The sequence below is a fragment of the Vibrio sp. RE86 genome (assembly GCF_013114545.1).
GTDB lineage: Bacteria > Pseudomonadota > Gammaproteobacteria > Enterobacterales > Vibrionaceae > Vibrio.
In genome coordinates this window covers 122,464-148,772 of the sequence record NZ_VTXI01000009.1, presented here as the reverse complement: position 1 = coordinate 148,772, position 26,309 = coordinate 122,464, and the positions used below count along the sequence as shown (strand labels likewise).

The window sequence follows — 26,309 nt, the reverse complement described above, 5'->3', positions numbered from 1 at the left end:
GCTCTGACTTGTTTTGTTAACTTCTCAGTCCGATGCCTTTTGTCACTAAATAATGCGCGACGGCATACAGGGCGACAACAAATAGGCCAAGCACGCTAAATGACGTCACGATCCCAACATCGGATACGCCCAAGAAGCCATAACGGAAAGCATTCACCATGTAGACGATTGGGTTAATCTTTGAGACAACTTGCCAAAAATCAGGCAGTAAACTGATTGAGTAGAATACACCGCCAAGATAAGTCAGTGGCGTCAGCACGAAAGTCGGGATAATTGAAATATCATCGTAAGTGCGAGCAAATACCGCATTGATCAGTCCACCAAGAGCAAATACAACGGATGTTAAAAACACGGTCGCAATGATAATTCCCCAATGCTCAACTTGAAGATCAACAAAGAATAGCGATACAAAAGTAACGATCGCACCAACCAGCAGACCACGTACAACTCCGCCCATCACATAACCCGCTATGATCACGTAGTTTGGTACCGGCGCAACAAGTAGTTCTTCAATATTTCTCTGAAATTTAGAGCTAAAGAACGACGACGCTACATTCGAGTAGGAGTTGGTGATCACCGACATCATAATAAGGCCCGGCACAATATATTCCATGTAGCTAAAGCCGTTCATTTCACCGATGCGTGAACCGATCAAGCTACCAAAGATGATGAAGTACAAGGTCATCGTAATCGCTGGTGGAACTAACGTTTGCACCCAGATACGAGTAAAGCGATTGATCTCTTTGGTAAGTAAGCTGCAAAAGGCAGTCCAGTATAGTTGGTACATCTTATTTACTCCCCTCACGTACGATGCTGACAAAGAGCTCTTCCAAGCGGTTGGCTTTATTACGCATCGAAAGTACTTTAACGCCTTGCTCTGTTAACTGAGTAAAGATTGCATTCAAACCTTGAGTCTTCTCGATCTCTATTTCAAGCGAGCCATTCATGTATGTTTGGCTATTCACCCCTTCAATCGTTGGTTCAGGTGTGCCTTCTTCTAGATCTAAAATAAAGGTTTCAACATGAAGCTTTCCAAGTAGCGCTTTCATGGTGGTATTTTCGATCAATTCACCCTTATTGATGATGCCAATATTGCGACACAGCATTTCCGCTTCTTCGAGGTAGTGAGTCGTTAGGATGATAGTAATGCCCTGCTCAGAATTGATCTCTTTGAGGAACTCCCACATTGAACGACGAAGTTCGATATCAACCCCTGCTGTTGGCTCATCAAGAATCAAAAGCTGAGGCTCATGCATCAGAGCACGTGCGATCATTAAACGACGTTTCATACCACCCGATAGGCTTCGAGCACGTTCACTGCGCTTTTCCCATAGATCGAGCTTAGTTAGGTACTTTTGTGCACGTTCTTTCGCTAGTGCTTTAGAAACACCGTAGTAACCCGCCTGTTGCATCACAATCTGCTCAACCGTTTCAAATTGGTTGAAGTTGAACTCTTGTGGAACAAGGCCAAGATTTTGTTTCGCTAACTCTAGATCTTGGTCGATATCAAACCCAAAGACCTTCACCTGACCTTGGGTTTTGTTAACCAAAGATGAAATGATACCGATCGTTGTCGACTTGCCTGCCCCATTTGGACCTAATAGCGCGTAAAAATCGCCTTTTTTGACACTTAAACTAATGCCTTTTAGTGCCTCGAAACCACCTGCATAGGTTTTTCGAAGATTCTCAATTTCTAATGCGTACATACTGTGAGGTCGCCATTGCTCATTTAATTCTGGCTAGTCTATCGTTGAATGACGATGATTACAATTAAACCTTTCCAAACTATTCGAAATAATAGAACTGCCAGAAATAAAAAGCGCCACTGCAGTCGGTACTACAGTGGCGCTCATTTTCGGTTTTTCTATACGCTTTTAAACAACTTTAGCCTGATGCTCATCACGATCAACATGCTTAATCGCCGCCTTTAAGGCCTCGTAGCGGAACTTGAAGGTATTTTCATCTGGAACGAGGTCAATCACATGGAATTTTTCTAGCTGCTCACGCGTTCTCTGATTAGGACACAGTAAGTACACTTCACAATTGGCATCAAGTGCATCTTTAATCGCATTTTCCAAAGCCAGACCGACGGTAACGTCAATCATTGGTACATCGGTAAGATCAAGGATCATGACTTCATAGTCAGAGATACTGGTATGCTGACGGGAGATCGCTTTAGAAACACTAAAGATCATCGGCCCAGATAGGTAGAAGAACAATACTTTCCCATTGGCCATATCAAGCAGACCACGCTCACTGTCAGATAAAGGCACATCATCTTCATCAGCATCACTGATCGCTTTCACTTGGCGCGCCTGTTCACGGCTCAATCGCTCAATAATAATAATATTCGAGATAAAGACACCAAGGCCAACAGCAACAATCAAGTCAACAAATACGGTCAGTAACATCACGCCGTACATGATCGCCATGCCCGCAAAACTCACTCTATGAGCTCGCTGAATAAAGCTCCAGTCAAGAATGTTGAAACCAACATACACCGCAATACCTGCCAAAACAGCCATTGGAATTGGCTCAGTTAAACCACCAGCAACCAGTACTACTAGAGCCAACATTAATGCACGAATTACCCCAGAAAGAGGAGAGCGAGCACCAACTTGGATGTTGGTCACTGTGCCCATAGTCGCACCCGCACCAGGCAAAGCGCCAAATAGACCAGAGATGATGTTGGCAAGGCCTTGACCACGCAGTTCTTTATCCGAGTCGTGCTCTTTACGTGTTAAAGAGTCACCAATAACCGCCGTAAGCAGCGTATCAATACAACCTAATGTACCCAGCACTAACGCATCAATCACCATTTCAGTGAACATAGAAGCATCAATATGCGGAATAACAAGTGACGGCAGACCGGCAGGAATTTCACCGATACGACGAATTGAATCAGTATCAAAGACGATTACTGATAGCAGAGTTACCGCCACTAAGGCGACTAATTGAGCTGGAACATATCTACGATATTTCTTAGGAAAGAAGAACAAGATACCGAGCGTAAGTAAACCAAGAAACAGTTCACTGAACTTCATGTTGGCAACAGTATCTGGCAGAGCTGAAAGCGTGCCCATGACCCCACCAGAAGGCGCGGCATGACCTAACAAAGGAGAGAGCTGGAGAATAATTAAAATAACGCCAATTCCCGACATAAAACCGGAGATCACGCTATATGGCATCAAAGTGACGTATTTACCAAGTTTTAAAGTGCCGAGTAATACCTGAAATGCACCGGCCATCATAACCACTGTGAAGGTCATGGCCATGCCTGTTTCTGGGTATTTGGCCATCATGCTGGTCAGCACCGCAGTCATGATCACTGTCATTGGGCCGGTAGGCTCTGAGATCAACGTATTTGAACCACCAAACAGTGCGGCAAACAAGCCCACCATGATAGCTCCCCAGAGACCGGCTTCAGCGCCTGCTCCTGATGCAACACCAAATGCGAGTGCTAAAGGTAGAGAGATAATTGCGGTAGTGACACCACCAAACATATCTCCTTTGAGATTCATGTCTTCAAAACGACTAGCGAACACAACGTTGCTCCCTGCTATTAAAACGCACCATCAAGCTTGATTAGGTGCAATAACGACATCTTACTTTTAAGGCATGCTGCTATACACTAGGTAGTACAACAAATAACCCTGAACCTTGCTGCCAATTTACACACAAAATGTAAGTAAATTGCTGCGAAATGTAGCTAACTTCATCACTTTACCAAATGTTACTCAAGAGAGATAAGTGTTAATCACATCTCATAACTCATACGTTATAACTGTTAGTTAGGATGAGTGCTAAGTTTATGATTTTTAGCGCTCAAACACGTCAGATGAGTGCCGTTTCAACCAAGTTTAACAGGAATGAAATTGTAACATTGTGTATAGTGATGCAAGAATTTTTGAAGGATTGCACAGAAGATGCCGGAAATAAAACAGCTATTTGAGAACAATTCTAAGTGGTCAGATTCAATCAAAGCTGAACATCCAGAATACTTTACCAACTTGGAAGAAGGGCAAAGTCCGGGCTTTTTATGGATTGGTTGTTCTGACAGCCGAGTCCCTGCAGAACGATTAACAGGCCTCTACTCTGGCGAACTGTTTGTTCACCGAAATGTCGCCAACCAAGTCATTCACACCGATTTAAACTGCCTTTCTGTGGTTCAGTACGCTGTCGATGTTCTCAAGGTAAAGCATATCATTGTATGCGGCCACTACGGCTGTGGCGGTGTGAAAGCAGCGATTGATAATCCTCAACTTGGCTTGATCAATAACTGGCTACTGCATATTCGCGATCTGTACTTTAAACATCGCCCTTATTTAGAAGAGATGAACGAACAAGACCGTGCAGACAAGCTCGGTGAAATCAATGTCGCAGAGCAAGTCTACAATCTAGCTAACTCAACCATTATGCAAAATGCATGGGAACGCGGTCAGGATGTAGAGATACACGGTGTCGTATATGGGATTGGCGATGGTAAGCTCGAATACCTAGGTGTGCGTTCAAACTCACGAGAAACCGTTGAAGAGTCTTATCAGAAAGCGATGGAGACGATTCTAAACCCAGAATACAAACTGCTTTGTCGCTAATAAAACCAATGTAGCTGTCAAAAATGAAACGCCCGCTAGAGTTAGCGGGCGTTGTTACATTCATCTCAGTACAAGTAGTGTTACTCTTGTGGTACCACTTTACCGATGTATGGAAGATGGCGGTATTTCTGAGCGTAATCGATACCTACACCGACAACAAACTCATCAGGGATCTCGAATCCAATCCACTTAACATCCACATCCACTTCACGACGTGACGGCTTATCAAGAAGCGTACAAATCTCAATAGACTTAGGTTCACGTAGAGATAAGATCTCTTTCACTTTGTTTAGTGTGTTACCCGTATCAATAATGTCTTCGACAAGAAGAATGTCTTTACCTTTAATGTCATCATCCAGATCTTTCAGGATGCGCACATCGCGTGAGCTTTCCATTGTGTTGCCATAGCTTGATGCTGTCATGAAATCAACGCAGTGAGTAATCTCGATTGCACGAGCTAAATCAGCCATGAATACGAACGATCCACGCAATAGACCTACCATTACTAGATCTTCACTACCTTGATAGTGCTCAGTAATCTGTTTACCTAATTCTTTAACTCGTTCACTGACTTCTTGCTCAGAAATCATGACTTCTACTGTATGCTTCATACTTATCTCGTTTTTCACGTTAGCTGCCTAGACCGTAATTATAGATAGTGGTTTGACAGTCTGGATGATTCAAGCGCGTAGTTTACCACCAGCGAGCGCTGAGAAAAACGTTTGCTCTTAATATTCACCAAACCAGTTTGCATACCATATTGATCGTTAGCACGATATTAACAAAGATGCCTATAAAATAAGCTGAAATCGTTGACCTTGACCATATGCACCATTACACTCATAAAGCTATTAAGCAAAACTAATAAAATACTAAATAGGGCAAAGCCCACATTATAACTAACTCATTTGGCAAGGAAATTAACTATGGACTCTATAGCGAAACGTCCGCGTACGCGTCTATCCCCTCAGAAGCGCAAGCAACAATTGATGGAAATCTCACTTGAAGTATTTGCACGCCGTGGTATTGGTCGAGGCGGCCATGCTGACATTGCAGAGATTGCTCAAGTCTCAGTTGCCACCGTGTTTAACTACTTCCCGACTCGTGAAGATCTTGTCGACGATGTGCTTAACTATGTTGTTCGTCAATTCTCAAACTTCCTATCAGACAACATCGACCTTGATCTACACGCAAAAGACAATCTAACTAACCTAACAAACGAAATGGTTAAATTGGTTGTTGAAGACTGCCACTGGCTTAAAGTTTGGTTTGAGTGGAGTGCATCAACTCGCGATGAAGTATGGCCGCTGTTCGTAACGACAAACCGTACTAACCAACTACTGGTTCAGAACATGTTCATCAAATCGATTGAACGTGGTGAAGTGTGTGACAGCCATGATCCAACCGATCTAGCAACGCTGTTCCACGGTATCTGCTACTCACTATTTGTTCAGGCTAACCGTACTCAAGATGAAGCGACGATCAGCAAGCTGACACAAAGCTACTTAGATATGTTGTGTATTTATAAGTAGATTCAAGAAAAACTGTAGAAGGGTTGGCCTAGTGGGTCAGCCCTTTTTTATAGCCGATAGATTGCTATTCCTTCGTCATCCTCAAGAGCGAGGGACGAGCGAGTTGGGGATTGTAGACAAATGGTTCGCTTATCCTTAGGCATAAAAAAAGCCGCTGATTTCTCAGCGGCTTTAAATCAATCATTAAGAAAAATTACTTCTTCTTTGTAACTGCTTTCTTGTTTGGAAGGTCAGTGATAGAACCTTCGAATACTTCCGCAGCTAGACCTACAGACTCGTGTAGAGTTGGGTGAGCGTGGATAGTTAGCGCGATATCTTCTGCATCACAACCCATCTCGATCGCTAGACCGATTTCACCTAGTAGTTCACCACCGTTAGTACCAACGATAGCACCACCAATTACACGGTGCGTGTCCTTGTCGAAGATCATCTTCGTCATACCGTCTGCACAGTCAGAAGCGATTGCACGACCAGAAGCAGCCCAAGGGAAAGTAGCAACTTCGTAGTTGATGCCTTCTGCTTTTGCTTCTTTCTCAGTCTTACCAACCCATGCTACTTCTGGCTCAGTGTACGCGATTGATGGAATTACTTTAGGATCGAAGTAGTGCTTCTTACCAGAAATAACTTCAGCCGCTACGTGGCCTTCATGCACACCTTTGTGAGCAAGCATTGGTTGACCAACAACGTCACCGATCGCGTGGATGTGAGGAACGTTTGTACGCATTTGCTTATCAACGTTGATAAAGCCACGCTCGTCCACTTCAATACCCGCTTTCTCTGCGTCGATAAGTGCGCCGTTTGGAACACGACCGATAGCAACAAGAACAGCATCGTAGCGCTCAGCTTCAGCTGGTGCTTTTTTGCCTTCCATTGAAACGTAGATACCGTCTTCTTTCGCTTCAACTGCAGTCACTTTAGTTTCAAGCATTAGCTTGAACTTGTCTTTAATGCGCTTAGTGAAGACTTTAACGATGTCTTTATCCGCAGCTGGGATAACTTGGTCAAACATCTCTACTACGTCTACTTTAGAGCCTAGAGAGTGGTAAACCGTACCCATTTCTAGACCGATGATACCACCGCCCATGATAAGCAGTTTTTCTGGTACTTCTTTCAGCTCTAGAGCGTCAGTTGAATCCCAAATACGTGGATCTTCATGTGGGATGAATGGCAGTTTAATTGGACGAGAACCCGCTGCAATGATTGCGTTGTCGAAGTTAACTGTTGTTGACTCGCCTTCGCCTTCTACAAGGATAGAGTTAGGACCTGTGAACTTACCGTAGCCGTTAACTACAGTAACGTTACGCATCTTAGCCATACCGCCAAGACCGCCTGTCAGTTGGTTTACAACTTTCTCTTTCCAGATACGGATCTTGCTGATGTCAGTTTGTGGTTCGCCAAACACAACGCCGTGCTCAGCCATTGCTTTCGCTTCTTCGATAACTTTTGAAACGTGAAGAAGTGCTTTAGATGGAATACAACCAACGTTTAGACATACACCACCAAGAGTGCTGTAACGTTCAACTAGTACTGTTTCTAGACCTAAGTCTGCACAACGGAATGCTGCTGAGTAACCAGCAGGACCTGAACCAAGTACAACAACTTGGGCTTTAATTTCTTTGCTCATTGTGACCTCTTGTAGTCATTATCCCTAACAGGCTTGAGAAGATGTTCTTAAATTATTGGGCTTTCAAACAGCCAACATTTTACAGAGATGTTAACAGTGTGAAAGTAGCTTTAAGTTAGCCTGTGAGCTAGACAACAATTCACCTTTCAGTTTCTGAAAGAGTATTGGAAATGCTGTCTAAAATTATTCTTTGTATAAAGAATTAAGGTGACTCGAAAGCCACCTTAATTTCTACTTTCTCTATTACAGTACTAGACGACGAATGTCTGATAGCGCACCGTTTAGGAAAGTAATGAAGCGTGCACCTTCAGCACCATCGATCACACGGTGGTCGTATGATAGAGACAGTGGAAGTTGTAGGCGTGGTTCGAATTCTTTACCGTTCCATACTGGCTTCATTTCAGACTTAGATACACCTAGGATACCTACTTCTGGAGCGTTTACGATTGGCGTAAATGCAGTACCGCCGATGCCACCAAGGCTAGAGATTGTGAAACAACCGCCTTGCATGTCAGCTGCAGTTAGCTTACCAGCACGTGCTTTCTTAGACACAGCCATTAGCTCTTCAGATAGCTCGTAGATGCCTTTCTTGTTCACGTCCTTGAATACAGGAACAACTAGACCGTTTGGCGTATCTACTGCGATACCTACGTTTACGTACTTCTTAAGAATGATGCTTTCGCCATCTTCAGAAAGAGAAGAGTTGAACGCAGGGAACGCTTCTAGAGCTTTCGCTACCGCTTTCATGATGAACACAAGAGGAGTGATCTTCATGCCAGTGTCTTTCTTAGCTTCGATTGCGTTCTGCTCTTTACGGAATGCTTCTAGCTCAGTGATGTCTGCGTTGTCCCACTGTGTAACGTGCGGGATCATTACCCAGTTACGGTGCAGGTTAGCACCAGAGATCTTCTTGATCTTAGAAAGCTTCTGAACTTCAGTTTCGCCGAACTTGCTGAAGTCAACTTTTGGCCAAGGTAGAAGACCAAGAGCAGCACCATCGCCTTTGCCAGATGCTGCAGCACCTGCGCCAGACTCAAGACGCTTAAGCGCATCTTTAACGTAAGACTGAACGTCTTCTTTAAGGATACGGCTCTTACGACCAGTACCTTTAACCTTAGCTAGGTTAACGCCGAATTCACGAGCAAGACGACGAACAACTGGAGACGCGTGAGCGTAATCATTGTTCTCTTGGAAATCACCAGTCGTTGCTGGAGCTGCTGCCGCTGGAGCTTCAGCTTTAGGAGCTGGTGCTACTGCAGGTGCCGCTGCTTGAGCAGGAGCTGCAACAGGTGCTGGAGCTGCGCCTTCAACAACGAAAGTCATGATTAGAGAGCCAGTCGTTACTTTATCGCCAGCTGCAATCTTGATTTCTTTTACTGTACCAGCAAATGGTGCAGGAACTTCCATTGAAGCTTTGTCGCCTTCAACAGTAATTAGAGATTGCTCTTCTTCTACTGTGTCGCCAACCGCTACCATTACTTCAGTAACTTCAACTTCGTCACCGCCGATATCTGGAACGTTTACTTCTTTTTCTGCTGATGCCGCAGGAGCTGCTGCTGGAGCCGCTTCAACTGCAGGAGCCGCAGCTACTGGAGCACCAGAGCCAGCTACTTCGAATACCATTACTAGAGAACCAGTTGAAACTGAGTCACCAGAAGCGATTTTGATCTCTTTAACCGTACCTGCGAATGGTGCTGGTACTTCCATTGATGCTTTGTCGCCTTCAACAGTTAGAAGAGATTGCTCTTCTTCTACTGTGTCGCCAACTGCAACCATGATTTCAGTAACTTCTACTTCGTCGCCACCGATATCTGGAACGTGAACTTCTTTCAGTTCTGCCGCTGCCGCTGGAGCTGGAGCGGCTGCTGGAGCCGCTTCTGCTGCAGGAGCAGGTGCAGCAGCTGCTGCACCCTCGGCTTCGAAAATCATGATAAGAGAACCAGTAGTAACAGAATCACCTTCAGTTACTTTGATTTCTTTTACGATACCTGCTTGAGACGCTGGAACTTCCATAGAAGCTTTGTCGCCTTCAACAGTGATCAGAGACTGTTCTTCTTCAACCTTGTCGCCAACGCTTACAAGAATCTCAGTAACTTCAACCTCATCCGCACCGATGTCAGGTACATTAATTTCGATTGCCATTGCTTATTTACCTTCTAGTTAAGCGCTGTATTAAGCGTATTGTGGGTTAGTTTTTTCAGTGTCGATGTTGAACTTAGCAATCGCTTCAACGACTACTGACTTCTCAACATCACCACGTTTCGCTAGCTCAGTAAGAGCTGCAACTACTATGTAGCCTGCGTTAACTTCGAAGTGACGACGTAGGTTCTCACGGCTGTCAGAACGGCCGTAACCATCAGTACCAAGTACTTTGTAAGACTCAGAAGGCATGAATGCGCGAACTTGCTCAGAGTAGTTCTTCATGTAGTCAGTCGCTGCGATTGCTGGCTCAGTACCCATTACTTGTGCAATGTAAGGTACTTTCGCATCGCCTTCTGGGTGAAGCATGTTGTAACGCTCTGCGTCTTGACCGTCACGAGTTAGCTCGTTGAACGATGTTACAGAGAACACGTCAGATGCGATGCCGTACTCTTCGCTTAGGATAGTCGCTGCTTTACGTACTTCGTTCATGATAGTACCAGAGCCCATTAGCTGAACTTTAGACTTGTCACCTGCGTAAGACTCAAGCTTGTAGATACCCTTACGGATGCCTTCTTCAGCGCCTTCTGGCATTGCTGGCATTGCGTAGTTTTCGTTCATCACAGTTAGGTAGTAGAACACGTTCTCTTGGTTCTCACCGTACATGCGACGGATACCATCTTGCATGATTACTGCAACTTCGTAAGCGAATGTTGGGTCGTAAGAGATACAGTTAGGAACCGTGTTCGCCATGATGTGCGAGTGACCGTCTTCGTGCTGTAGACCTTCACCGTTTAGCGTTGTACGACCTGCTGTAGCACCTAGTAGGAAACCACGAGCTTGTTGGTCACCAGCCATCCACGCCATGTCGCCAACACGTTGGAAACCGAACATAGAGTAGTAGATGTAGAATGGGATCATTGGCAGATCGTTTGTGCTGTAAGAAGTCGCAGCAGCAACCCAAGATGCCATTGAACCTAGTTCGTTGATACCTTCTTGTAGAACCTGACCTGATGTTGCTTCTTTGTAGTAAGAAACGATGTCGCGATCCTGAGGTGTGTAGTTCTGACCGTGCGGGTTGTAAATACCGATTTGGCGGAATAGACCTTCCATACCAAACGTACGAGCTTCATCACAGATGATAGGAACAACGTTCTTACCAATATTCTTGTTCTTAAGCAGGATGTTAAGAGTACGAACGTAAGCCATTGTTGTAGAGATATCACGCTTCTGCTCGCTTAGTAGCGGAGCGAACTCTTCTAGCTCAGGTGTTTTAAATTCTTGAGTGAACTTAGGTAGACGCTGTGGCGTGTAACCTTTTAGTTCTTTACGACGAGCGTGTAGGTATTCGTACTCCGCTGTACCTTCTTCAAGTTTCAGGTATGGAAGTTCTGCTACTTTCTCATCAGATAGGATGTCTTGAAGACCTAGGCGATCACGTAGGTGTAGTACGTGAGTCATATCCATCTTCTTAACTTGGTGCGCGATGTTCTTACCTTCAGCCGCTTCACCCATGCCGTAACCTTTAACAGTCTTAGCTAGGATTACTGTTGGACGACCTTTAGTTTCTGCCGCGTTTTTGTAAGCTGCGTATAGCTTAGAAGACTCGTGACCACCACGCTTAAGCGCGAAGATTTCATCGTCAGTCATGTCTGCAACTAGTGCAGCTGTCTCTGGGTACTTACCAAAGAAGTGCTCACGTACGTACGCGCCATCTTTAGATTTAAATGTTTGGTAGTCACCATCTACAGTTTCGTTCATTAGCTGTAGTAGTTTGCCAGACGTGTCTTTAGCAAGTAGTGAATCCCAGTTGCTACCCCAGATAACTTTAACAACGTTCCAGCCAGCACCTTTAAATAGGCCTTCTAGCTCTTGGATGATGCTACCGTTACCCATTACAGGACCGTCTAGACGCTGTAGGTTACAGTTGATTAGGAAGGTTAGGTTGTCTAGTTTCTCACGCGCAGCGAAAGATAGAGAACCACGTGATTCCGGCTCATCCATCTCACCGTCACCTAGGAATGCGTATACACGCTGTGCAGATGTGTCTTTTAGACCACGGCCATCTAGGTACTTAAGGAAACGCGCTTGGTAGATCGCAGAGATTGGACCAAGACCCATAGATACTGTTGGGAACTGCCAGAATTCAGGCATTAGTTTAGGGTGCGGGTATGATGGGATACCTTTACCGTCTACTTCTTGACGGAAGTTATCTAGCTGCTCTTCAGTTAGACGACCTTCAACGAATGCACGAGAGTAGATACCTGGTGAGATGTGACCTTGGTAGTATACTAGATCGCCACCGTCCGTCTCGTTTGGAGCACGGAAGAAGTGGTTGAAACATACTTCGTAGAATGCAGCCGCTGACTGGTAAGAAGCCATGTGACCACCTAGGTCTAGGTCTTTCTTAGAAGCACGCAATACGATCATGATTGCGTTCCAGCGAATGATTGAGCGAATACGACGTTCAAGAGTTACATCACCTGGGTATGCTGGCTCTTGTGCTGCCGGAATCGTGTTGATGTAGTTAGTGTTGATACCAGTTGGCATATCAACGCCATCTAAACGTGCTTTCTCTAGAACTGTTTCTAGTAGGAACTGTGCACGTTCTACACCTTCTTCACGTACTACTGACTCTAGGGCTTGTAGCCAATCTTGAGTTTCCAGTGCGTCTACGTCATGCTTCATGTCAGACATGGCGATCTATCCTTCTGTTGGTTGGATCTAGTTATTTACGCAACGACTTTAAGAGTCGTTACCTTGTTGAATTCGACGTAAAGAACGCTCTCGACGAGATTCCTCACGAGTCAAATCCAACAATGTCTCTTCAATATAAGCTAAGTGTGAGTGACACATTTCACGCGCCTGTTCTGGCTGACCTGAAACTATCGCATCCACAATGTTAGCTCGGTGTTTACTTACTTTTTCGACCACTTCGTCGCGGCGATGTAAGAGCTTTAAATTCTGTAAGACATTTTGCTCAAGCAGTGGCGCTAAGCTACGAACAATATGAAGAAGCACAACATTGTGAGCCGCTTCGGTTAACGCAATCAGAAACTGCATAACTGCGGCTGCCTCTGCCTCAACATTCTTATTCACTTGCTCTTCACTGATGCTTGTCAGGCAAGCCTGAATTCGCTCAAAGTCTTCCTCGGTACCACGAACCGCTGCAAAATAAGCAGAAATACCTTCCATCGCATGACGCGTTTCTAGTAAATCCAACTGTGTCTCAGAATGGCTAGACAATAAATTTAGCAGAGGATCTGAAAAACTGGTCCAGATATTCTCACTAACGAATGTGCCACCACCCTGACGACGAGTAAGAAGACGCTTAGCTTCAAGGCGTTGAATTGCCTCACGGATTGATGGACGAGAAACATCGAACTGTTTAGCCAGTTCACGCTCTGGCGGCAGCTGTTGCCCCGGAGACAATGTTCCTTCCACTATCAGCCTTTCTAACTCTTGTTCAATGACATCAGAAAGTTTTGGCTGACGAATCCTTTGATAAGCCATATTTGTTGTTCTTCTACTCTTTGCAGTCAATTGGTATTACCAATTTTAAGTTGGCGGGAAAATTAACATAATTAAAACGCAAGTTCCAGTCAAAAATTGACCCAAATCATAGAACAAGCCACGCATCAACACTTTGATAACAATAGCTGATTAAAACAGCAATCAAATTGGTCTGACCAATTACAACTTATAAACAGATGGGGATGGAACGTGCTAGCCATCACACTTTAATTGGGGAGTTTTAAAGGGATATGACAATTTGTTAGGGAATGAGAAGAAAAACGAGATGTTCGAACGGGTTGGGGAGATCTCTTAAAGCAAGTAGAAAATCTTAGAGATTCCCTACTCGCTCCTTCATCATTCTATGGAATGACTCGAGTTTAGTGACTATCTAGCCTCAATATTATCAATCATCAATTGCAGTGACTGATTGCCACGAAATTCATTAATATCAAGTTTATAGGCTAAGTGAACCGTCTTAGCTGATGCATCAGGCCAACGACGTAAATCGACATTAAAGGCAATCCCATCAATCATGATATTGGTTGGGTGACCTTTATGCAGTGGTTCCAGCATCAACTTCAAATGCTTTTCGCCCACAAGCTTCTGATGAAGCACCTTGAACTCTCCATCAAAAAGAGGTTCAGGGAAGGCTTGCCCCCATGGTCCACCCGCTCTTAGCATCTCTGCGGTATGCATCGAAAACTCTTCAGGCTTTAATTCGCCATCGGACAGAATCACGCCTTTTAATGCCGCTTCGTCTAAGTCCTCTTTAACAGCTTGATCGAAGAGTTTCGAGAAACGTTCAAAGTTACTCTCCATGATGGTTAAACCTGCAGCCATCGCATGACCACCGAATTTAACGATTAGTCCCGGATTTTGAGTATCAATTCGGTCAAGTACATCTCGCATATGAAGACCCGGAATCGAACGGCAAGAGCCTTTAATTGAACCTTCACCACCATCGGCAAACGCTATCACTGGTCTATGAAATTTTTCTTTAATACGCGAGGCCAATATCCCGATGACGCCTTGATGCCAATCGCGCTGGAAGAGCACCAAACCATGGGGCATGTTTTCACCAAACTGAAGGCGCTCACAAATGGCCATCGCCTCTTGCTTCATTCCCTCTTCTATCTCTTTACGCGTTTGGTTTAAACCATCCAATTCGCTCGCCATACGACGCGCAGCATGAATGTTGCTGCTGAGCAGTAGCTCAACGCCAAATGACATATCATCTAAACGCCCGGCGGCATTGATACGTGGGCCGAGTGCAAAACCAAAGTCAGAAGCAACTAGGCGTCTAGCATCACGCTTCGCGACTTCGATCAGAGCCTGTATACCTGGGCGAGCTTTACCTGCGCGGATTCTTTGCAGGCCTTGGTGCACCAAAATACGGTTGTTTTCGTCCAATGGAACAACATCAGCGACAGTACCCAAAGCCACCAAGTCTATCAGCTCCATCAGCTTTGGCTCCACGACACCTTGCTGGGCAAACCAACCCGTTTTTCGCATGTGAACGCACAGTGCCATCATTAGATAGAAAGCCACGCCAACCCCAGCCAGCGCTTTCGATGGGAAGGCACACTCTTGGAGATTCGGGTTCACCATCGCATCAACGTTGGGTAGTTCATGTCCTGGCAGGTGGTGGTCAGTGACTAGAACTTGCAGACCTTTCTCTTTGGCATAACGAACTCCCTCAATTGAGGAAACACCGTTATCTACCGTCATGATTATCTCAGCACCTATATCAATCGCTTGATCGACGACGTCAGGACTGAGCCCGTATCCATCTTCAAAACGGTTTGGTACCAAGTAATCTACGTTACTCGAACCTAGCATTCTTAACGCCAATACCGAAAGAGCCGAGCTGGTCGCACCATCAGCATCAAAGTCGCCAACAATGATGATACGTTTATTTTGTTGAATAGCTTGAAACAGCAAGTCCACCGCCGCGTCAATGCCGTGCAATTTTTGGTAGGAGTGAAGCGCTCGTGCTGTCGTCTCTAGCTGCTCGGTACTCTTGATTCCACGAGCAATGTAGATACGTCGAAGTAGAGGGGCAATCGACTCTGGTAACAGAGCCAAGTCAACTTCTGGTCTGCGTTGAATTTCTATCATAAAAAATTTAAGAGCCTCGTGATGAGGCTCTATTCCGAATTATTGAGTTTGCTGAAGACGTTGCATTAATTGCTCAGGAGGAAGGTAGCCACCCACCATCTCACCATTGGGTAAGAATATCGCTGGTGTACCACTGATACCAAGCTCACGACCCAATGCGTAGTGCTCTTTGATGATCTGTTGGTACTTCGTAAAGTCTTCTGATTTTTCAGGGAACTCACGTTTAATCTTACCGCTGTGCATCGCGCTTTGAGGATCTTCAGCTCCCCAAATTGCGGCCATTTGATCAGCCACATCACCTGCTGCACCTTGGCGAGGATATGCTAGGTAGCGAACAGTAATGCCTAAATCATTGTAATCTTTCATCTGACTATGCAGACGAACACAATAACCACACGTGATATCAGTGAAGACAGAGATAACGTACTTCTCGTCTTTTGCTTTGAATTCAATCATGCTGTCTTTAAATGATTCAATCTTCGCAGCATTGATAGGCGCTTGACGTTTTGCCAGCACGTCTTCGTACTGACCATTTTCATCAAGCTTATACAAGGTACCCGCTAAGAAGTATTCACCATCTGGAGAAGCAAATAAAATACCGCCACTGGTCTGAACTTCAATTAGGCCTTCAATATCCGCAGGGGCAACGCCATTCACTTCAAGGCCTAGCTTAGCAAAGCGTTCTTCTAGCTGAGCTTTATCAAATTTCACTTCCGCTGCTGATACTGATTGTGCGGCAAGCATTAATGGTAGTGTAAGTAGAGTCATTCGGCGTAATACGCGCATTGAGTTCACCTTAATCAAAATTGGGTTATAGCCAAGATTCGTTATGCTCTTGGGTGATGCTCACTGTGTAGCTGTTTGAGTCGTTCGGTTGCTACATGAGTATAAATTTGTGTTGTCGACAAGTCACTATGGCCCAAAAGCATCTGTACCACACGTAAATCCGCACCATAATTCAGTAAGTGCGTCGCAAAAGCGTGTCGTAATACATGGGGCGATAACAGCTCGGTATCAATCCCTGCCAGCACTGCATAATGCTTGATACGATGCCAAAAGGTTTGGCGGGTCATTTGTCTTGCTCGTTTACTTGGAAAAACCACATCAGAGGTTTTTTCCCCAAGTAACTCAGACCGCCCTTGCTGCAAAAAAGTTTCAATCCAATCGACGGCATTTTCACCCATTGGCACTAAGCGTTCTTTGCCACCTTTACCTGTAACACGCACCACGCCTTGACGAAGACTGACGTTTTCCATCGTTAGGCTCACTAGCTCCGTCACACGCAGCCCAGTCGCGTAAAGCAGTTCCAACATCGCTTTATCTCTCAGCTCCATTGGATCGTTAGGATCTGGAGCGTCAAGCAAGGCATCGACCTGCTCTTCACTGAGATCTTTTGGCAATCGCTTCGGCAGTTTAGGGCTCACCAGCAAAGCACTCGGGTCATCGGCACGCACTTTTTCACGATGCAGATATTGGAACAAGCGACGAATAGCCGAAAGCATTCTCGCCCGTGACGTCTGTTTGTAACCTTCATCCACCAGCCACGCTTGATACTCTTGTAAGCCTGACAGGCTAATAAAATCCAACTTGTAGTTGTTCGCAGACATCCATTGCAGCAGTTTGACTAAGTCTGTGCGATAAGAAGCCAAGGTGTTTTCTGACAACCCTCGCTCCATCCACATCGCATCCAAAAACTGTTCGACAATGCCTTGGTCGGGTGACATTTGTTCTGACACAGCACACCTCTTATTTTCGTTATGCGCTCAAATGTAAGTGTCTGACGGCAATAAAGCCATAAAAATTCATCCTCACAACGGATATTCGCTGCAAAGCTCGCCATTTTGTGGTTAGAATTCACCATCCATTCCAACACTAGAAATGCATACTATGAAAATTGGTCTCTTTTATGGCTCAACCACCTGTTACACCGAAATGGCGGCAGAGAAGATTCGTGCCATCATCGGTGAAGAGTTAGTTGATATCCACAATGTGAAAGAGTCCCCGCTCTCTTTAATGACTGATTATGATCTTCTTATCTTAGGCATTTCCACTTGGGACTTCGGCGAGATCCAGGAAGATTGGAATGAGTTATGGGACCAAGTTAGTGACATCGACTTAAAGGGCAAAACCGTTGCTTTGTACGGCCTTGGTGACCAAGAAGGCTATGGTGAATGGTACCTAGATGCGATGGGCATGTTGCATGATGAGCTCAAAGCGACTGGCGCTAATATCATCGGCTACTGGCCAAACGATGACAGCTACGAGTTTGAGGCGTCAAAAGCGCTGACTGAAGATAACAGTCAATTTGTTGGCCTCGCACTGGATGAAGATTCTCAATATGAGCTAAGCGACGAACGTATCGCCACTTGGGTTGAGCAAGTTCTCGTTGAGTATCAAGAGACGCTTTAGAAGCGAGAAAATTTCAGAGGGTTGGCGCTTTGCTTCAACCCTTTGTATTTTGGTCATCCTCGAGAGCGAGGTACGAGAGAGTTGAGAATCTCTTAAAGCTACCCGAGAACCAGATGAGATTCCCTACTCGCTCCTTCGTCACTCTATGGAATGACCACGACTCTGTTTATTGCCAAATCAATTTCGTAACCCACTTCTAAATCGTGCCCAATCAAACACCAACCCCGGATCCGTTTTTCGCAGCGGCGCAATGTATTGATGCCCAGTGATTCTTGGCAAGGTAATGAGCGGAAAACGCTGTTGTAGCAACTTGGTAAGATCCATCAGTGCTGCATATTGCTCGTCGGTATAGGCAACAAAATCACTCCCTTCTAGCTCAATACCAATCGAATAGTCATTACATTTTTCCCGCCCTGCAAAGCTCGACACGCCTGCATGCCATGCTCTAGCGTTAAAAGGGACAAACTGAACGACTTCACCATCTCGGCGAATCAAGCAATGTGCCGATACCCCCATTTTATGAATCACTTTAAAAAACGGGTGATCGTTAGGATCCAAATTGCCCGTGAAAAACTGTTCGATATAAGGGCCACCAAACTGGCCAGGAGGAAGACTGATATTGTGTACCACTAAAAGCGAGATATCTTTCTCGTCGGTTCTTTGGTCATAAAACGGGGAAGGGACATGCCTTGCTGCGCTATACCAGCCTTGGTTATCAATCATTTTTCAGCTCTTTTTATCCTAATCAATTGTGATTTTATCCCTTTGGTAATGAAATGCGAGATTAATGGCTGAATTTCGTCCTGATTCGTCGTATCATGCCCATCTCTTTTTTATTCCACTGCCTATTAGATTTGCGATGAAACACACACACAACAGCCAAGAACGTCTCGAATATTTGAAACAGCAACTGCCTTTGGAAATCGCTCGCACTGTTGCCGACACGATTAAAGAAGACTTAGGCGGGACACTTGATCTACAAGCAGACATCACCGCAAGTCTCATTCCTGCCGACGCTCATAACGAAGCTACGCTAATCACTCGTGAGCATGGCGTTTTCTGCGGAAAAGCTTGGGCTGACGAAGTATTCAAACAACTTGGTGGCGAAGTGGCGATCAAGTGGAATGTAGAAGACGGCGATAAAGTCGAACCAAACCAAGTGCTTTGTACACTTTCAGGCCCTGCGCGCGCGCTATTAACAGGCGAGCGTAACGCAATGAACTTCATCCAAACGCTTTCTGGCTGTGCAACAATCACCGCAAAATACGCGGCAGAACTTGAAGGCACTGAATGTCGCCTTCTGGATACTCGCAAAACCATTCCAGGCCTGCGTAGCGCACTAAAGTACGCAGTCGCGTGTGGTGGTGGCTTTAACCATCGTATCGGCGTGTTTGATGCTTACCTAATTAAGGAAAACCACATTATCGCTAATGGTGGTATTGCTCAAACAATCAAAACAGCCAAAGAGCTAAACCCAGGTAAGCCAGTTGAAGTAGAGACAGAGAGCCTTGAAGAGCTAAAAGAAGCGATTGAAGCCGGTGCAGATATCATCATGCTAGACAACTTCAGCACGGATATGATGCGTGAAGCAGTGAAGATCAACGCTGGCCGCGCAGCTCTAGAGAACTCAGGTAATGTTACGTTAGAGACATTGCGCGAATACGCTGAAACCGGCGTAGATTACATCTCTGTAGGCGCGCTGACTAAGCATCTAAAAGCGATGGATTTATCAATGCGCTTTAAACAAACCAAATAGAATAATTGTCTTATTTTTCAGACAGTAAATAGAGGCCATAGTGCCTCTATTTTTGTATTAATTGTAAGACATAATATTTGAAACTTTGCGCTCACTCGAATGAGTGTGTGCACCCAATGAAAGAGATTACCAACTTTTCTTACCCTACTCGGAAAGCACCTCGCGACCGTTACCCGCCAAACACTAAGCCCACTATCCTCTCTGTACTTTTTAGCATTTCATCTACGGAGAGAAATAATGCAAACAAAACAACGTCGTAAGCAAGGTGGCTTTACCCTAATCGAATTGATGATTGTCGTGGCTGTCATAGGGGTTCTAGCAGCAATTGCCGTACCTCAGTATCAAAACTATGTCCAAAAAGGTGCAATAGGCTCAGCACTTGCGTCTGCCACTGCTTTGAAAACGAATGTAGAAGACAATATCGCGACAGAAGGGTCATTCCCTGCGATATCGTCTGCTTTTGGTATAGGTACACTAACTTTAACCGCTTCAGGCTCAGCAGGTACTATAGTTGCCGCGATTGATGAAGGGGCCGCGAGTGGAGCAACCTTAACCCTTAGCAGAACTACTGATGGTGTTTGGGGTTGTACGCACTCATTAAGTGGCGCCGTCAATATTACTGGTTGTTAGTTGTAATCAAATGCTTTCCAACCTTCCCTCAATTCTCCGTCAGGCTAATTTGATCGATGGAGAACAAGAGGTCAATTTAATGCAACATATCCAAGCTTCAGGCCAGTGTGTGCCTGAAGCTATTTTAGCATTAGGGTTGTTAAACTCTTACGAGCTCACTGAGCAACTGTCTAACATCTTTGGCCTTCCTGAAACCAACCTCACTCATTTTGATTATGCTCCTCTTTGCCAACAATTAGGATTAAGAGAACTCATCACCCGTTTTCATGCTCTACCTCTTAGCGAAACCAACCAGCTATTGACCATTGCCGTTTCAGACCCGACGAATTTAGAGGTGGAAGATGAATTCCGCTTTGCAACGGGAAAACAGATAGAGCTGGTACTGGCTGATTTTAAACAGCTTCAAGGAGCGATACGTCGCCTTTACGGCAAAGCCATTATCGGTGAAGGTCAGTCAGCTAATAGAGAGTTAAATGACCAAGAACTCGCTTCTTTAGTCAAAGTCTCCGACGATGAGATTATAGCGGTTGAAGACCTAAGCCAAGATGACGCTCCCGTTAGCCGTTTTATCAATCAGATTTTACTTGATGCGGTGCGTAAGGGAGCTTCAGACATCCACTTTGAACCTTATGAAGAGTCCTATCGTGTCAGACTTCGCTGTGATGGGATCTTAGTTGAAACACAGCAACCCACTCACCACCTTAGCCGTCGCTTATCGGCTCGCCTGAAGATCCTCGCCAAGCTCGATATTGCAGAAAGACGGTTACCACAAGATGGGCGAATTAAACTCAAACTCAGCCAAGATACTGCCATTGATATGCGAGTTTCGACCCTACCCACTCTTTGGGGAGAAAAAGTCGTCCTCAGGATCTTAGACAGCAATGCCGCTAGTTTGAACATTGACGTGCTCGGATACAGTGAACAACAGAAACAGCTTTATCTCAATGCACTTAAAAAGCCGCAAGGTATGATCTTAATGACAGGCCCTACAGGCAGTGGCAAGACAGTCTCACTCTATACAGGCTTAAAGATCCTAAATACATCAGAAATCAACATCGCAACGGCAGAAGATCCAGTCGAAATCAACTTACCTGGGATCAACCAAGTACAAGTACAGCCTCAAATTGATTTTGGTTTCGCTCATGCGCTGAGAGCCTTTCTTCGTCAAGATCCAGATGTCGTGATGGTTGGTGAGATTCGCGATCTAGAAACAGCTGAAATCGCTGTAAAAGCCGCACAGACAGGTCATTTAGTCCTATCCACTTTACATACTAACTCTGCGGCAGAGAGTGTGGTTCGATTAAGCAACATGGGCATCGAAGCCTTTAATGTTGCCTCATCGCTTAGTCTGATTATTGCACAGCGTCTAGCAAGAAAGCTTTGCGCACACTGTAAGCAACCACACTTTCTCACAATCTCACAGCAACAGGCACTTAAATTACCTTCAAGCACAACCGTCTACGCCGCTAATCCAGAAGGTTGCAGCGAATGCACCAAAGGTTACTCAGGTCGAACAGGCATCTATGAAGTAATGAGTTTCAATAGCGAGCTCGCTCAAGCTGTTAACGATGGTGCAAGCGTGCAAACGATAGAACACATCGCAAAGAGTAATGGTATGCAGACATTAAAAGAGTCTGGAGTCGAAAAGCTTATTGCTGGGATTACAAGTTACCAAGAGCTTCAACGTGTGCTCTACTTATAAACTGGAGTTTAGATGAAAAGAGCTCACCAAACACAGCTTAAAAACTACCGCTGGAAAGGCGTTAATAACTCCGGAAAGTTTGTTACTGGTCAGTTGCTCGCATTGAGTGAAACAGAGGTCAGAGACAAACTCAAAGAGCAACATATTCAAATTAAGAAGCTGAAAAAGAGAAGTGTCTCCGCGTTTACCCGACTATCTCAGCGTATCAAAGCAAGAGACGTCACGATATTAACCCGCCAACTGGCGACTATGCTTGCGACAGGAGTGCCAATCATCCAAGCACTCAAGTTAGTGGCAGACAATCACCGCAAAGCAGAGATGAAATCGATACTGGCGCAGATATCCAAAGGCGTCGAATCCGGAACTCCAATTTCAAAGGCGATGCGCACAGCGAGCCCCCACTTTGATTCACTTTATGTCGACCTTGTTGCCACTGGAGAACAGGCTGGTAACCTACCTGAAGTCTTCGAACGCATCGCCACCTATCGAGAGAAATCAGAACAACTGAGATCTAAAGTGATCAAAGCACTCATCTACCCGAGCATGGTCGTGCTAACGGCGCTATCAGTTTCTTACTTAATGCTCACCTTTGTCATCCCGCAATTTGAATCCATGTTTAAAGGCTTTGGGTCTGACTTACCTTGGTTTACACAACAAGTGCTCAAGTTGTCCTACTTCACCCAAAGCTACAGCTTAATCACCTTCGTTGCTCTTTTCGTTCTTATCATCGCACTCAAAATTGCACGTAAAAAGTCGTTTCGTGCTCGACTCGCGTCAAGCCGACTAGGACTCAAAGTCCCGATCATCGGCATGGTCATAACCAAAGCTTCCATCGCCAAATTTAGCCGAACTCTCGCGACCAGCTTTAGCGCAGGTATCCCTATTTTAAACAGTTTGAAAACGTCGGCGAAAACCGCCAACAATGTCCACTACCAAGCGGCTATTGAGCAGGTCTACAAAGATACCGCAGCAGGTATGCCCATTTATATTGCGATGCGCAATGCAGAGTGCTTCCCTGAGATGGTGTTACAAATGGTGATGATAGGCGAGGAATCCGGTCGTTTAGATGACATGCTCAACAAGGTAGCAACCATTTACGAATTCGAAATTGATAATACCGTCGACAATTTAGGAAAAGTGCTCGAACCCTTGATAATTATCTTTCTTGGTATCGTTGTCGGCGGTCTTGTTGTTGCAATGTATCTACCAATCTTTAACTTAATGAGTGTCTTAGGATAGTATAGTTGGCTAACGTCTCTGGCATCACACAAGCTGTACTCTATGGAAATTTTTTACTACTACCCTTGGCTATTCCCTACCTTAGCCGCCGTTTTTGGTTTAATCATTGGCAGCTTTCTGAATGTTGTGATCCACCGTCTTCCTATTATGATGGAGCGAGAGTGGCAAAAAGAGTGCTCTGAAAGCTTTCCGGAGCACAAAATTCCTATGCCAGAGGGGGTTTACAACCTCAGCGTTCCAGCGTCAACTTGCCCAAAATGCGACAGTAAAATTCGTATTATTGATAATATTCCTGTTCTTAGTTGGGTATTTCTTCGTGGCAAGTGCCATAAGTGCAGCAATAAAATTAGCCCACGTTACCCTCTAGTCGAACTACTGACTGGCGTTATGGCGTTTATGCTCGCCACTCAATTTGGGTTTAGTTACTTTACGATAGCCCTAATATTCTTCACTTTCGTCCTTATCGCCGCTACGTTTATCGATTTGGATACCATGATGCTGCCCGATCAACTCACCTTGCCACTCACTTGGGCAGGTATTGCGTTAGCACTACTTGGCATTAGCTCAATCTCATTACAAGATGCGGTTATCGGCGCTATGGCAGGCTACTTAGCTCTTTGGGTTGTTTACTGGGCATTCAAGCTTGCAACAGGTAAAGAGGGCATGGGCTATGGTGATTTCAAACTGCTTGCCGCTCTTGGGGCTTGGCTTGGCTGGCAGTATCTACCTATGATCATTCTCCTTTCTTCTTTGGTTGGTCTTGTATTTGGCTTGATTCAGCTAAGATTAAGGCAACAAGGCATCGATAAAGCATTTCCGTTTGGTCCTTACCTTGCGATCGCCGGCTGGATCAGTCTGATGTGGGGAGAACAGATCATTGATTGGTACTTTCGTAACTTCTTAGGAATCTAATTATGGCGTTGGTTATTGGCCTTACAGGTGGCATAGCGAGTGGCAAAACAACGGTTGCTAATCTCTTTCAGCAAGAGTTTGGCATTGAGGTCGTCGATGCTGACATCGTAGCAAGAGAAGTTGTCGAGCCAGGCACTGATGGGATTAACGCCATCACAAACCGTTTCGGTGAGCAGATCCTTGATGACTTAGGCAACTTAAACCGCTCTAAGCTGCGTGATATTATCTTCAGTCAACCAGAGCAAAAGGAGTGGCTCAACAACCTACTCCACCCAATGATTCGACGTGAAATGCTAAAGCAACTTGATGATGTTCAGTCGGCTTACGCTCTTTTGGTGATTCCACTGATGGTGGAGAACGACCTTCAATCCTTAGCAGATAAGGTCCTAGTCGTTGATGTTGATAAAGAAACCCAACTACAAAGGACCGTTGCGAGAGACAAGGTCAATCAATCTCAAGTAGAAGCCATTCTTGCCTCACAAGCAACTCGAGAGCAAAGGCTCGCGATTGCCGACTATGTGATTAAAAATAATGCAATAAACGAGAAACTTTTGCCGCAAATCACAGAATTGCACCAAAAGTTCCTAGAAATTTGTAGTGCAAATCGGTGAGAATAGAGAAAGAAGAACATAGAGCTGCGTATTGATGACAACCCATTATTTCGAACATCCACTAAATGAGAAGACCCGAATTTATCTGCGAGTAGAAGCGCTACTCAATCAGCTAAATTTAGCGGCGCAGTTTAGTGACCAAATGCAGCACTTAATCTTTTACCGCTCTCTTTTCGATTTGGTTGAGATCTTTGAACAGATCCAACTCAAAAGTGAACTCGCTAAAGATATAGAGAAACAACGCCTAGCCTACCGTTCTTGGCAAAATGTCGAAGGCGTAGACCAACAAATGCTAACCACTGTACTGTCAGAGGTTGATGCAACGCACAGCAGCTTGATGAGCGCTGAACGTTTTGGTCAAAGCTTAAAAGAAGATCGCTTTTTAAGTGCGATTCGCCAGCGTTTTAACTTACCAGGTGGTTCATGTTGTTTTGACTTACCTGCACTCCACCACTGGTTGCATCTTCCTCTAGAGAAGAAACAAGCTGATGCAAAACATTGGCTTAGTTCACTCGCTCCCCTTTCAAGTGCATTGTCGCTATGGCTCAAGTTGACTCGTGAGACAGGACACTTTCGCTCCATTGAAGCTAAATCAGGCTTTTACCAGAGTGATGCCGATGAAGCGAATATCTTACGCCTTGAACTATCGACTGCTCATGGCGTATACCCAATGATATCTGGCCATAAGAACCGTTTTGCGATTAAGTTTATCGACTTCAAATCAGGCCAGGCGTCAGTTGAAGATATCGACTTTAAACTGGCTGTTTGCAGCTAATCTCCTCTTATTACCTGTATAATATCTTCTAGATACCACGAATAACTTAGAGAATGTCCATGTCGAAAATTACCATTGTGCCATGCCCACAATGTGGCCAAGATGTCCCTTGGGGTGAGCAAAGCCCTTTCCGCCCGTTTTGCAGTAAGCAGTGCCAAATGATCGATTTTGGTGAGTGGGCTGATGAAGAGAATAGCATCCCTGGCGCACCTGATATGTCTGACGCCGATGGGTGGTCTGAAGACCAGTACTAGTAAGAATCGCAAGTGCTACGCTGCGAGATACGAGTAAAACTAAAGAAGCTGATGTGAGAACATCGGCTTTTTTCTTGCCGAAAATAAAAAAGCGGAGGCCAATTGGCCTCCGCTAATACTATGAGAACGCTAGTTATAGCATTACTTCTTAGCAAGTTTCTCTTTAATACGAGCTGACTTACCAGAACGCTCACGTAGGTAGTACAACTTGGCACGACGTACTGCACCACGGCGTTTAACTTCGATGCTATCAACGATTGGAGAGTGTGTTTGGAACGTACGCTCAACACCTTCACCGTTAGAGATCTTACGTACAGTGAAAGCAGAGTGTAGACCACGGTTACGGATTGCGATTACAACGCCTTCAAAAGCCTGTAGACGCTCACGGTCACCTTCTTTTACCTTAACTTGAACTACAACAGTGTCACCTGGTGCGAATTTAGGTAGGTCTGATTTTAGCTGCTCTTCTTCAAGAGCCTTGATGATGTTACTCATTT

Annotated in this window: 24 protein-coding genes; 11 read left to right on the top strand and 13 right to left on the bottom strand. The window is 45.1% G+C overall.

The features are described from left to right. Nucleotides 1-16: 16 nt before the first annotated feature. From F0231_RS11110 to F0231_RS11100, 3 genes are all read right to left on the bottom strand, one after another. Nucleotides 17-787: an ABC transporter permease gene (locus F0231_RS11110; protein WP_171759790.1), complete on the bottom strand. Its 771-nt coding sequence runs from the start codon at nt 785-787 to the stop codon at nt 17-19. Nucleotide 788: 1 nt separating this feature from the next. Continuing rightward, nucleotides 789-1,706 carry an ABC transporter ATP-binding protein gene (locus tag F0231_RS11105; protein WP_171759789.1) on the bottom strand — a complete coding sequence of 306 codons (918 nt, stop codon included), beginning with the start codon at nt 1,704-1,706 and terminating at the stop codon, nt 789-791. 168 nt (nt 1,707-1,874) lie between these two features. Next, nucleotides 1,875-3,545: a SulP family inorganic anion transporter gene (locus tag F0231_RS11100; protein ID WP_171759788.1), complete on the bottom strand. Its 1,671-nt coding sequence runs from the start codon at nt 3,543-3,545 to the stop codon at nt 1,875-1,877. 381 nt (nt 3,546-3,926) lie between these two features. Between F0231_RS11100 and can the strand changes: the two genes are divergently transcribed. After that, nucleotides 3,927-4,595: a carbonate dehydratase gene (can, locus tag F0231_RS11095; protein ID WP_171759787.1), complete on the top strand. Its 669-nt coding sequence runs from the start codon at nt 3,927-3,929 to the stop codon at nt 4,593-4,595. An 80-nt stretch (nt 4,596-4,675) separates the two neighbouring features. Here the strand turns inward: can and hpt are convergent, their stop codons facing one another. After that, nucleotides 4,676-5,206, bottom strand: coding sequence for a hypoxanthine phosphoribosyltransferase (gene hpt / locus F0231_RS11090; protein WP_171759786.1), 531 nt, complete (start codon nt 5,204-5,206; stop codon nt 4,676-4,678). Between the two features lie 315 nt (nt 5,207-5,521). Between hpt and F0231_RS11085 the strand changes: the two genes are divergently transcribed. Further along, entirely contained in the window at nt 5,522-6,127 is a 606-nt protein-coding gene (locus F0231_RS11085) for a LuxR/HapR/OpaR family quorum-sensing transcriptional regulator (protein WP_171759785.1), read from the top strand. A 193-nt stretch (nt 6,128-6,320) separates the two neighbouring features. On the opposite strand, the gene lpdA is transcribed toward F0231_RS11085, so the two are convergent. The 7 genes from lpdA to xerD all read right to left on the bottom strand — a co-directional run bounded on the left by lpdA (nt 6,321) and on the right by xerD (nt 17,248). Then, complete coding sequence (gene lpdA / locus F0231_RS11080) at nt 6,321-7,751, bottom strand: dihydrolipoyl dehydrogenase (protein WP_171759784.1); 1,431 nt, start codon at nt 7,749-7,751, stop codon at nt 6,321-6,323. A gap of 243 nt (nt 7,752-7,994) precedes the next feature. Then, nucleotides 7,995-9,893 (bottom strand): pyruvate dehydrogenase complex dihydrolipoyllysine-residue acetyltransferase, encoded by a 1,899-nt coding sequence (gene aceF / locus F0231_RS11075; RefSeq protein ID WP_171759783.1) that lies wholly within the window; start codon nt 9,891-9,893, stop codon nt 7,995-7,997. A gap of 30 nt (nt 9,894-9,923) precedes the next feature. Further along, on the bottom strand, nt 9,924-12,587 hold the full coding sequence (gene aceE, locus F0231_RS11070) for a pyruvate dehydrogenase (acetyl-transferring), homodimeric type (protein WP_171759782.1): 2,664 nt from the start codon (nt 12,585-12,587) through the stop codon (nt 9,924-9,926). 48 nt (nt 12,588-12,635) lie between these two features. Next, a complete protein-coding gene (pdhR, locus tag F0231_RS11065) occupies nt 12,636-13,403 on the bottom strand; it encodes a pyruvate dehydrogenase complex transcriptional repressor PdhR (RefSeq protein ID WP_171759781.1) in 768 nt (255 codons plus the stop codon). Nucleotides 13,404-13,790: 387 nt separating this feature from the next. After that, nucleotides 13,791-15,524: a single-stranded-DNA-specific exonuclease RecJ gene (gene recJ / locus F0231_RS11060; protein WP_171759780.1), complete on the bottom strand. Its 1,734-nt coding sequence runs from the start codon at nt 15,522-15,524 to the stop codon at nt 13,791-13,793. A 39-nt stretch (nt 15,525-15,563) separates the two neighbouring features. Next, nucleotides 15,564-16,310: a thioredoxin fold domain-containing protein gene (locus tag F0231_RS11055; protein ID WP_171759779.1), complete on the bottom strand. Its 747-nt coding sequence runs from the start codon at nt 16,308-16,310 to the stop codon at nt 15,564-15,566. Between the two features lie 41 nt (nt 16,311-16,351). After that, nucleotides 16,352-17,248 (bottom strand): site-specific tyrosine recombinase XerD, encoded by an 897-nt coding sequence (gene xerD / locus F0231_RS11050; protein ID WP_171759824.1) that lies wholly within the window; start codon nt 17,246-17,248, stop codon nt 16,352-16,354. Nucleotides 17,249-17,411: 163 nt separating this feature from the next. Between xerD and fldB the strand changes: the two genes are divergently transcribed. Further along, the gene (gene fldB / locus F0231_RS11045; protein WP_171759778.1) at nt 17,412-17,933 is read left to right on the top strand and encodes a flavodoxin FldB; all 522 of its coding nucleotides are present in this window, start codon (nt 17,412-17,414) and stop codon (nt 17,931-17,933) included. A gap of 177 nt (nt 17,934-18,110) precedes the next feature. Here fldB and ampD read toward each other — a convergent pair whose 3' ends face one another. Continuing rightward, nucleotides 18,111-18,656, bottom strand: coding sequence for a 1,6-anhydro-N-acetylmuramyl-L-alanine amidase AmpD (gene ampD / locus F0231_RS11040; protein ID WP_171759777.1), 546 nt, complete (start codon nt 18,654-18,656; stop codon nt 18,111-18,113). 136 nt (nt 18,657-18,792) lie between these two features. On the opposite strand from ampD, the gene nadC reads away from it, so the two are divergent. The 8 genes from nadC (at nt 18,793) to yacG (ending at nt 25,812) form a co-directional block, all read left to right on the top strand. Further along, entirely contained in the window at nt 18,793-19,689 is an 897-nt protein-coding gene (gene nadC / locus F0231_RS11035; protein ID WP_171759776.1) for a carboxylating nicotinate-nucleotide diphosphorylase, read from the top strand. Nucleotides 19,690-19,926: 237 nt separating this feature from the next. Continuing rightward, nucleotides 19,927-20,319: a pilin gene (locus F0231_RS11030; RefSeq protein ID WP_171759775.1), complete on the top strand. Its 393-nt coding sequence runs from the start codon at nt 19,927-19,929 to the stop codon at nt 20,317-20,319. Between the two features lie 10 nt (nt 20,320-20,329). Then, nucleotides 20,330-22,021 (top strand): type IV-A pilus assembly ATPase PilB, encoded by a 1,692-nt coding sequence (pilB, locus tag F0231_RS11025; protein WP_171759774.1) that lies wholly within the window; start codon nt 20,330-20,332, stop codon nt 22,019-22,021. Between the two features lie 12 nt (nt 22,022-22,033). Beyond that, nucleotides 22,034-23,260 (top strand): type II secretion system F family protein, encoded by a 1,227-nt coding sequence (locus tag F0231_RS11020; RefSeq protein ID WP_171759773.1) that lies wholly within the window; start codon nt 22,034-22,036, stop codon nt 23,258-23,260. Nucleotides 23,261-23,302: 42 nt separating this feature from the next. Next, complete coding sequence (locus F0231_RS11015; protein WP_171759772.1) at nt 23,303-24,172, top strand: A24 family peptidase; 870 nt, start codon at nt 23,303-23,305, stop codon at nt 24,170-24,172. Nucleotides 24,173-24,174: 2 nt separating this feature from the next. Further along, complete coding sequence (coaE, locus tag F0231_RS11010; protein ID WP_171759771.1) at nt 24,175-24,783, top strand: dephospho-CoA kinase; 609 nt, start codon at nt 24,175-24,177, stop codon at nt 24,781-24,783. A 34-nt stretch (nt 24,784-24,817) separates the two neighbouring features. Next, entirely contained in the window at nt 24,818-25,558 is a 741-nt protein-coding gene (zapD, locus tag F0231_RS11005; protein ID WP_171759770.1) for a cell division protein ZapD, read from the top strand. A gap of 59 nt (nt 25,559-25,617) precedes the next feature. Continuing rightward, nucleotides 25,618-25,812, top strand: a complete 195-nt coding sequence (gene yacG / locus F0231_RS11000) for a DNA gyrase inhibitor YacG (protein WP_171759769.1) — start codon at nt 25,618-25,620, stop codon at nt 25,810-25,812. A gap of 141 nt (nt 25,813-25,953) precedes the next feature. On the opposite strand, the gene rplS is transcribed toward yacG, so the two are convergent. Beyond that, entirely contained in the window at nt 25,954-26,307 is a 354-nt protein-coding gene (rplS, locus tag F0231_RS10995) for a 50S ribosomal protein L19 (RefSeq protein WP_005476458.1), read from the bottom strand. Nucleotides 26,308-26,309 lie beyond the last annotated feature (2 nt).

Coding starts and splice junctions, on each gene's coding strand:
- F0231_RS11110 (WP_171759790.1), bottom strand. CDS start 787: ATGTACCAACTATACTGGACTGCCTTTTGCAGCTTACTTACCAAAGAG.
- F0231_RS11105 (WP_171759789.1), bottom strand. CDS start 1,706: ATGTACGCATTAGAAATTGAGAATCTTCGAAAAACCTATGCAGGTGGT.
- can (WP_171759787.1), top strand. CDS start 3,927: ATGCCGGAAATAAAACAGCTATTTGAGAACAATTCTAAGTGGTCAGAT.
- hpt (WP_171759786.1), bottom strand. CDS start 5,206: ATGAAGCATACAGTAGAAGTCATGATTTCTGAGCAAGAAGTCAGTGAA.
- F0231_RS11085 (WP_171759785.1), top strand. CDS start 5,522: ATGGACTCTATAGCGAAACGTCCGCGTACGCGTCTATCCCCTCAGAAG.
- lpdA (WP_171759784.1), bottom strand. CDS start 7,751: ATGAGCAAAGAAATTAAAGCCCAAGTTGTTGTACTTGGTTCAGGTCCT.
- aceF (WP_171759783.1), bottom strand. CDS start 9,893: ATGGCAATCGAAATTAATGTACCTGACATCGGTGCGGATGAGGTTGAA.
- aceE (WP_171759782.1), bottom strand. CDS start 12,587: ATGTCTGACATGAAGCATGACGTAGACGCACTGGAAACTCAAGATTGG.
- pdhR (WP_171759781.1), bottom strand. CDS start 13,403: ATGGCTTATCAAAGGATTCGTCAGCCAAAACTTTCTGATGTCATTGAA.
- recJ (WP_171759780.1), bottom strand. CDS start 15,524: ATGATAGAAATTCAACGCAGACCAGAAGTTGACTTGGCTCTGTTACCA.
- F0231_RS11055 (WP_171759779.1), bottom strand. CDS start 16,310: ATGCGCGTATTACGCCGAATGACTCTACTTACACTACCATTAATGCTT.
- xerD (WP_171759824.1), bottom strand. CDS start 17,248: ATGTCACCCGACCAAGGCATTGTCGAACAGTTTTTGGATGCGATGTGG.
- fldB (WP_171759778.1), top strand. CDS start 17,412: ATGAAAATTGGTCTCTTTTATGGCTCAACCACCTGTTACACCGAAATG.
- ampD (WP_171759777.1), bottom strand. CDS start 18,656: ATGATTGATAACCAAGGCTGGTATAGCGCAGCAAGGCATGTCCCTTCC.
- nadC (WP_171759776.1), top strand. CDS start 18,793: ATGAAACACACACACAACAGCCAAGAACGTCTCGAATATTTGAAACAG.
- F0231_RS11030 (WP_171759775.1), top strand. CDS start 19,927: ATGCAAACAAAACAACGTCGTAAGCAAGGTGGCTTTACCCTAATCGAA.
- pilB (WP_171759774.1), top strand. CDS start 20,330: ATGCTTTCCAACCTTCCCTCAATTCTCCGTCAGGCTAATTTGATCGAT.
- F0231_RS11020 (WP_171759773.1), top strand. CDS start 22,034: ATGAAAAGAGCTCACCAAACACAGCTTAAAAACTACCGCTGGAAAGGC.
- F0231_RS11015 (WP_171759772.1), top strand. CDS start 23,303: ATGGAAATTTTTTACTACTACCCTTGGCTATTCCCTACCTTAGCCGCC.
- coaE (WP_171759771.1), top strand. CDS start 24,175: ATGGCGTTGGTTATTGGCCTTACAGGTGGCATAGCGAGTGGCAAAACA.
- zapD (WP_171759770.1), top strand. CDS start 24,818: ATGACAACCCATTATTTCGAACATCCACTAAATGAGAAGACCCGAATT.
- yacG (WP_171759769.1), top strand. CDS start 25,618: ATGTCGAAAATTACCATTGTGCCATGCCCACAATGTGGCCAAGATGTC.
- rplS (WP_005476458.1), bottom strand. CDS start 26,307: ATGAGTAACATCATCAAGGCTCTTGAAGAAGAGCAGCTAAAATCAGAC.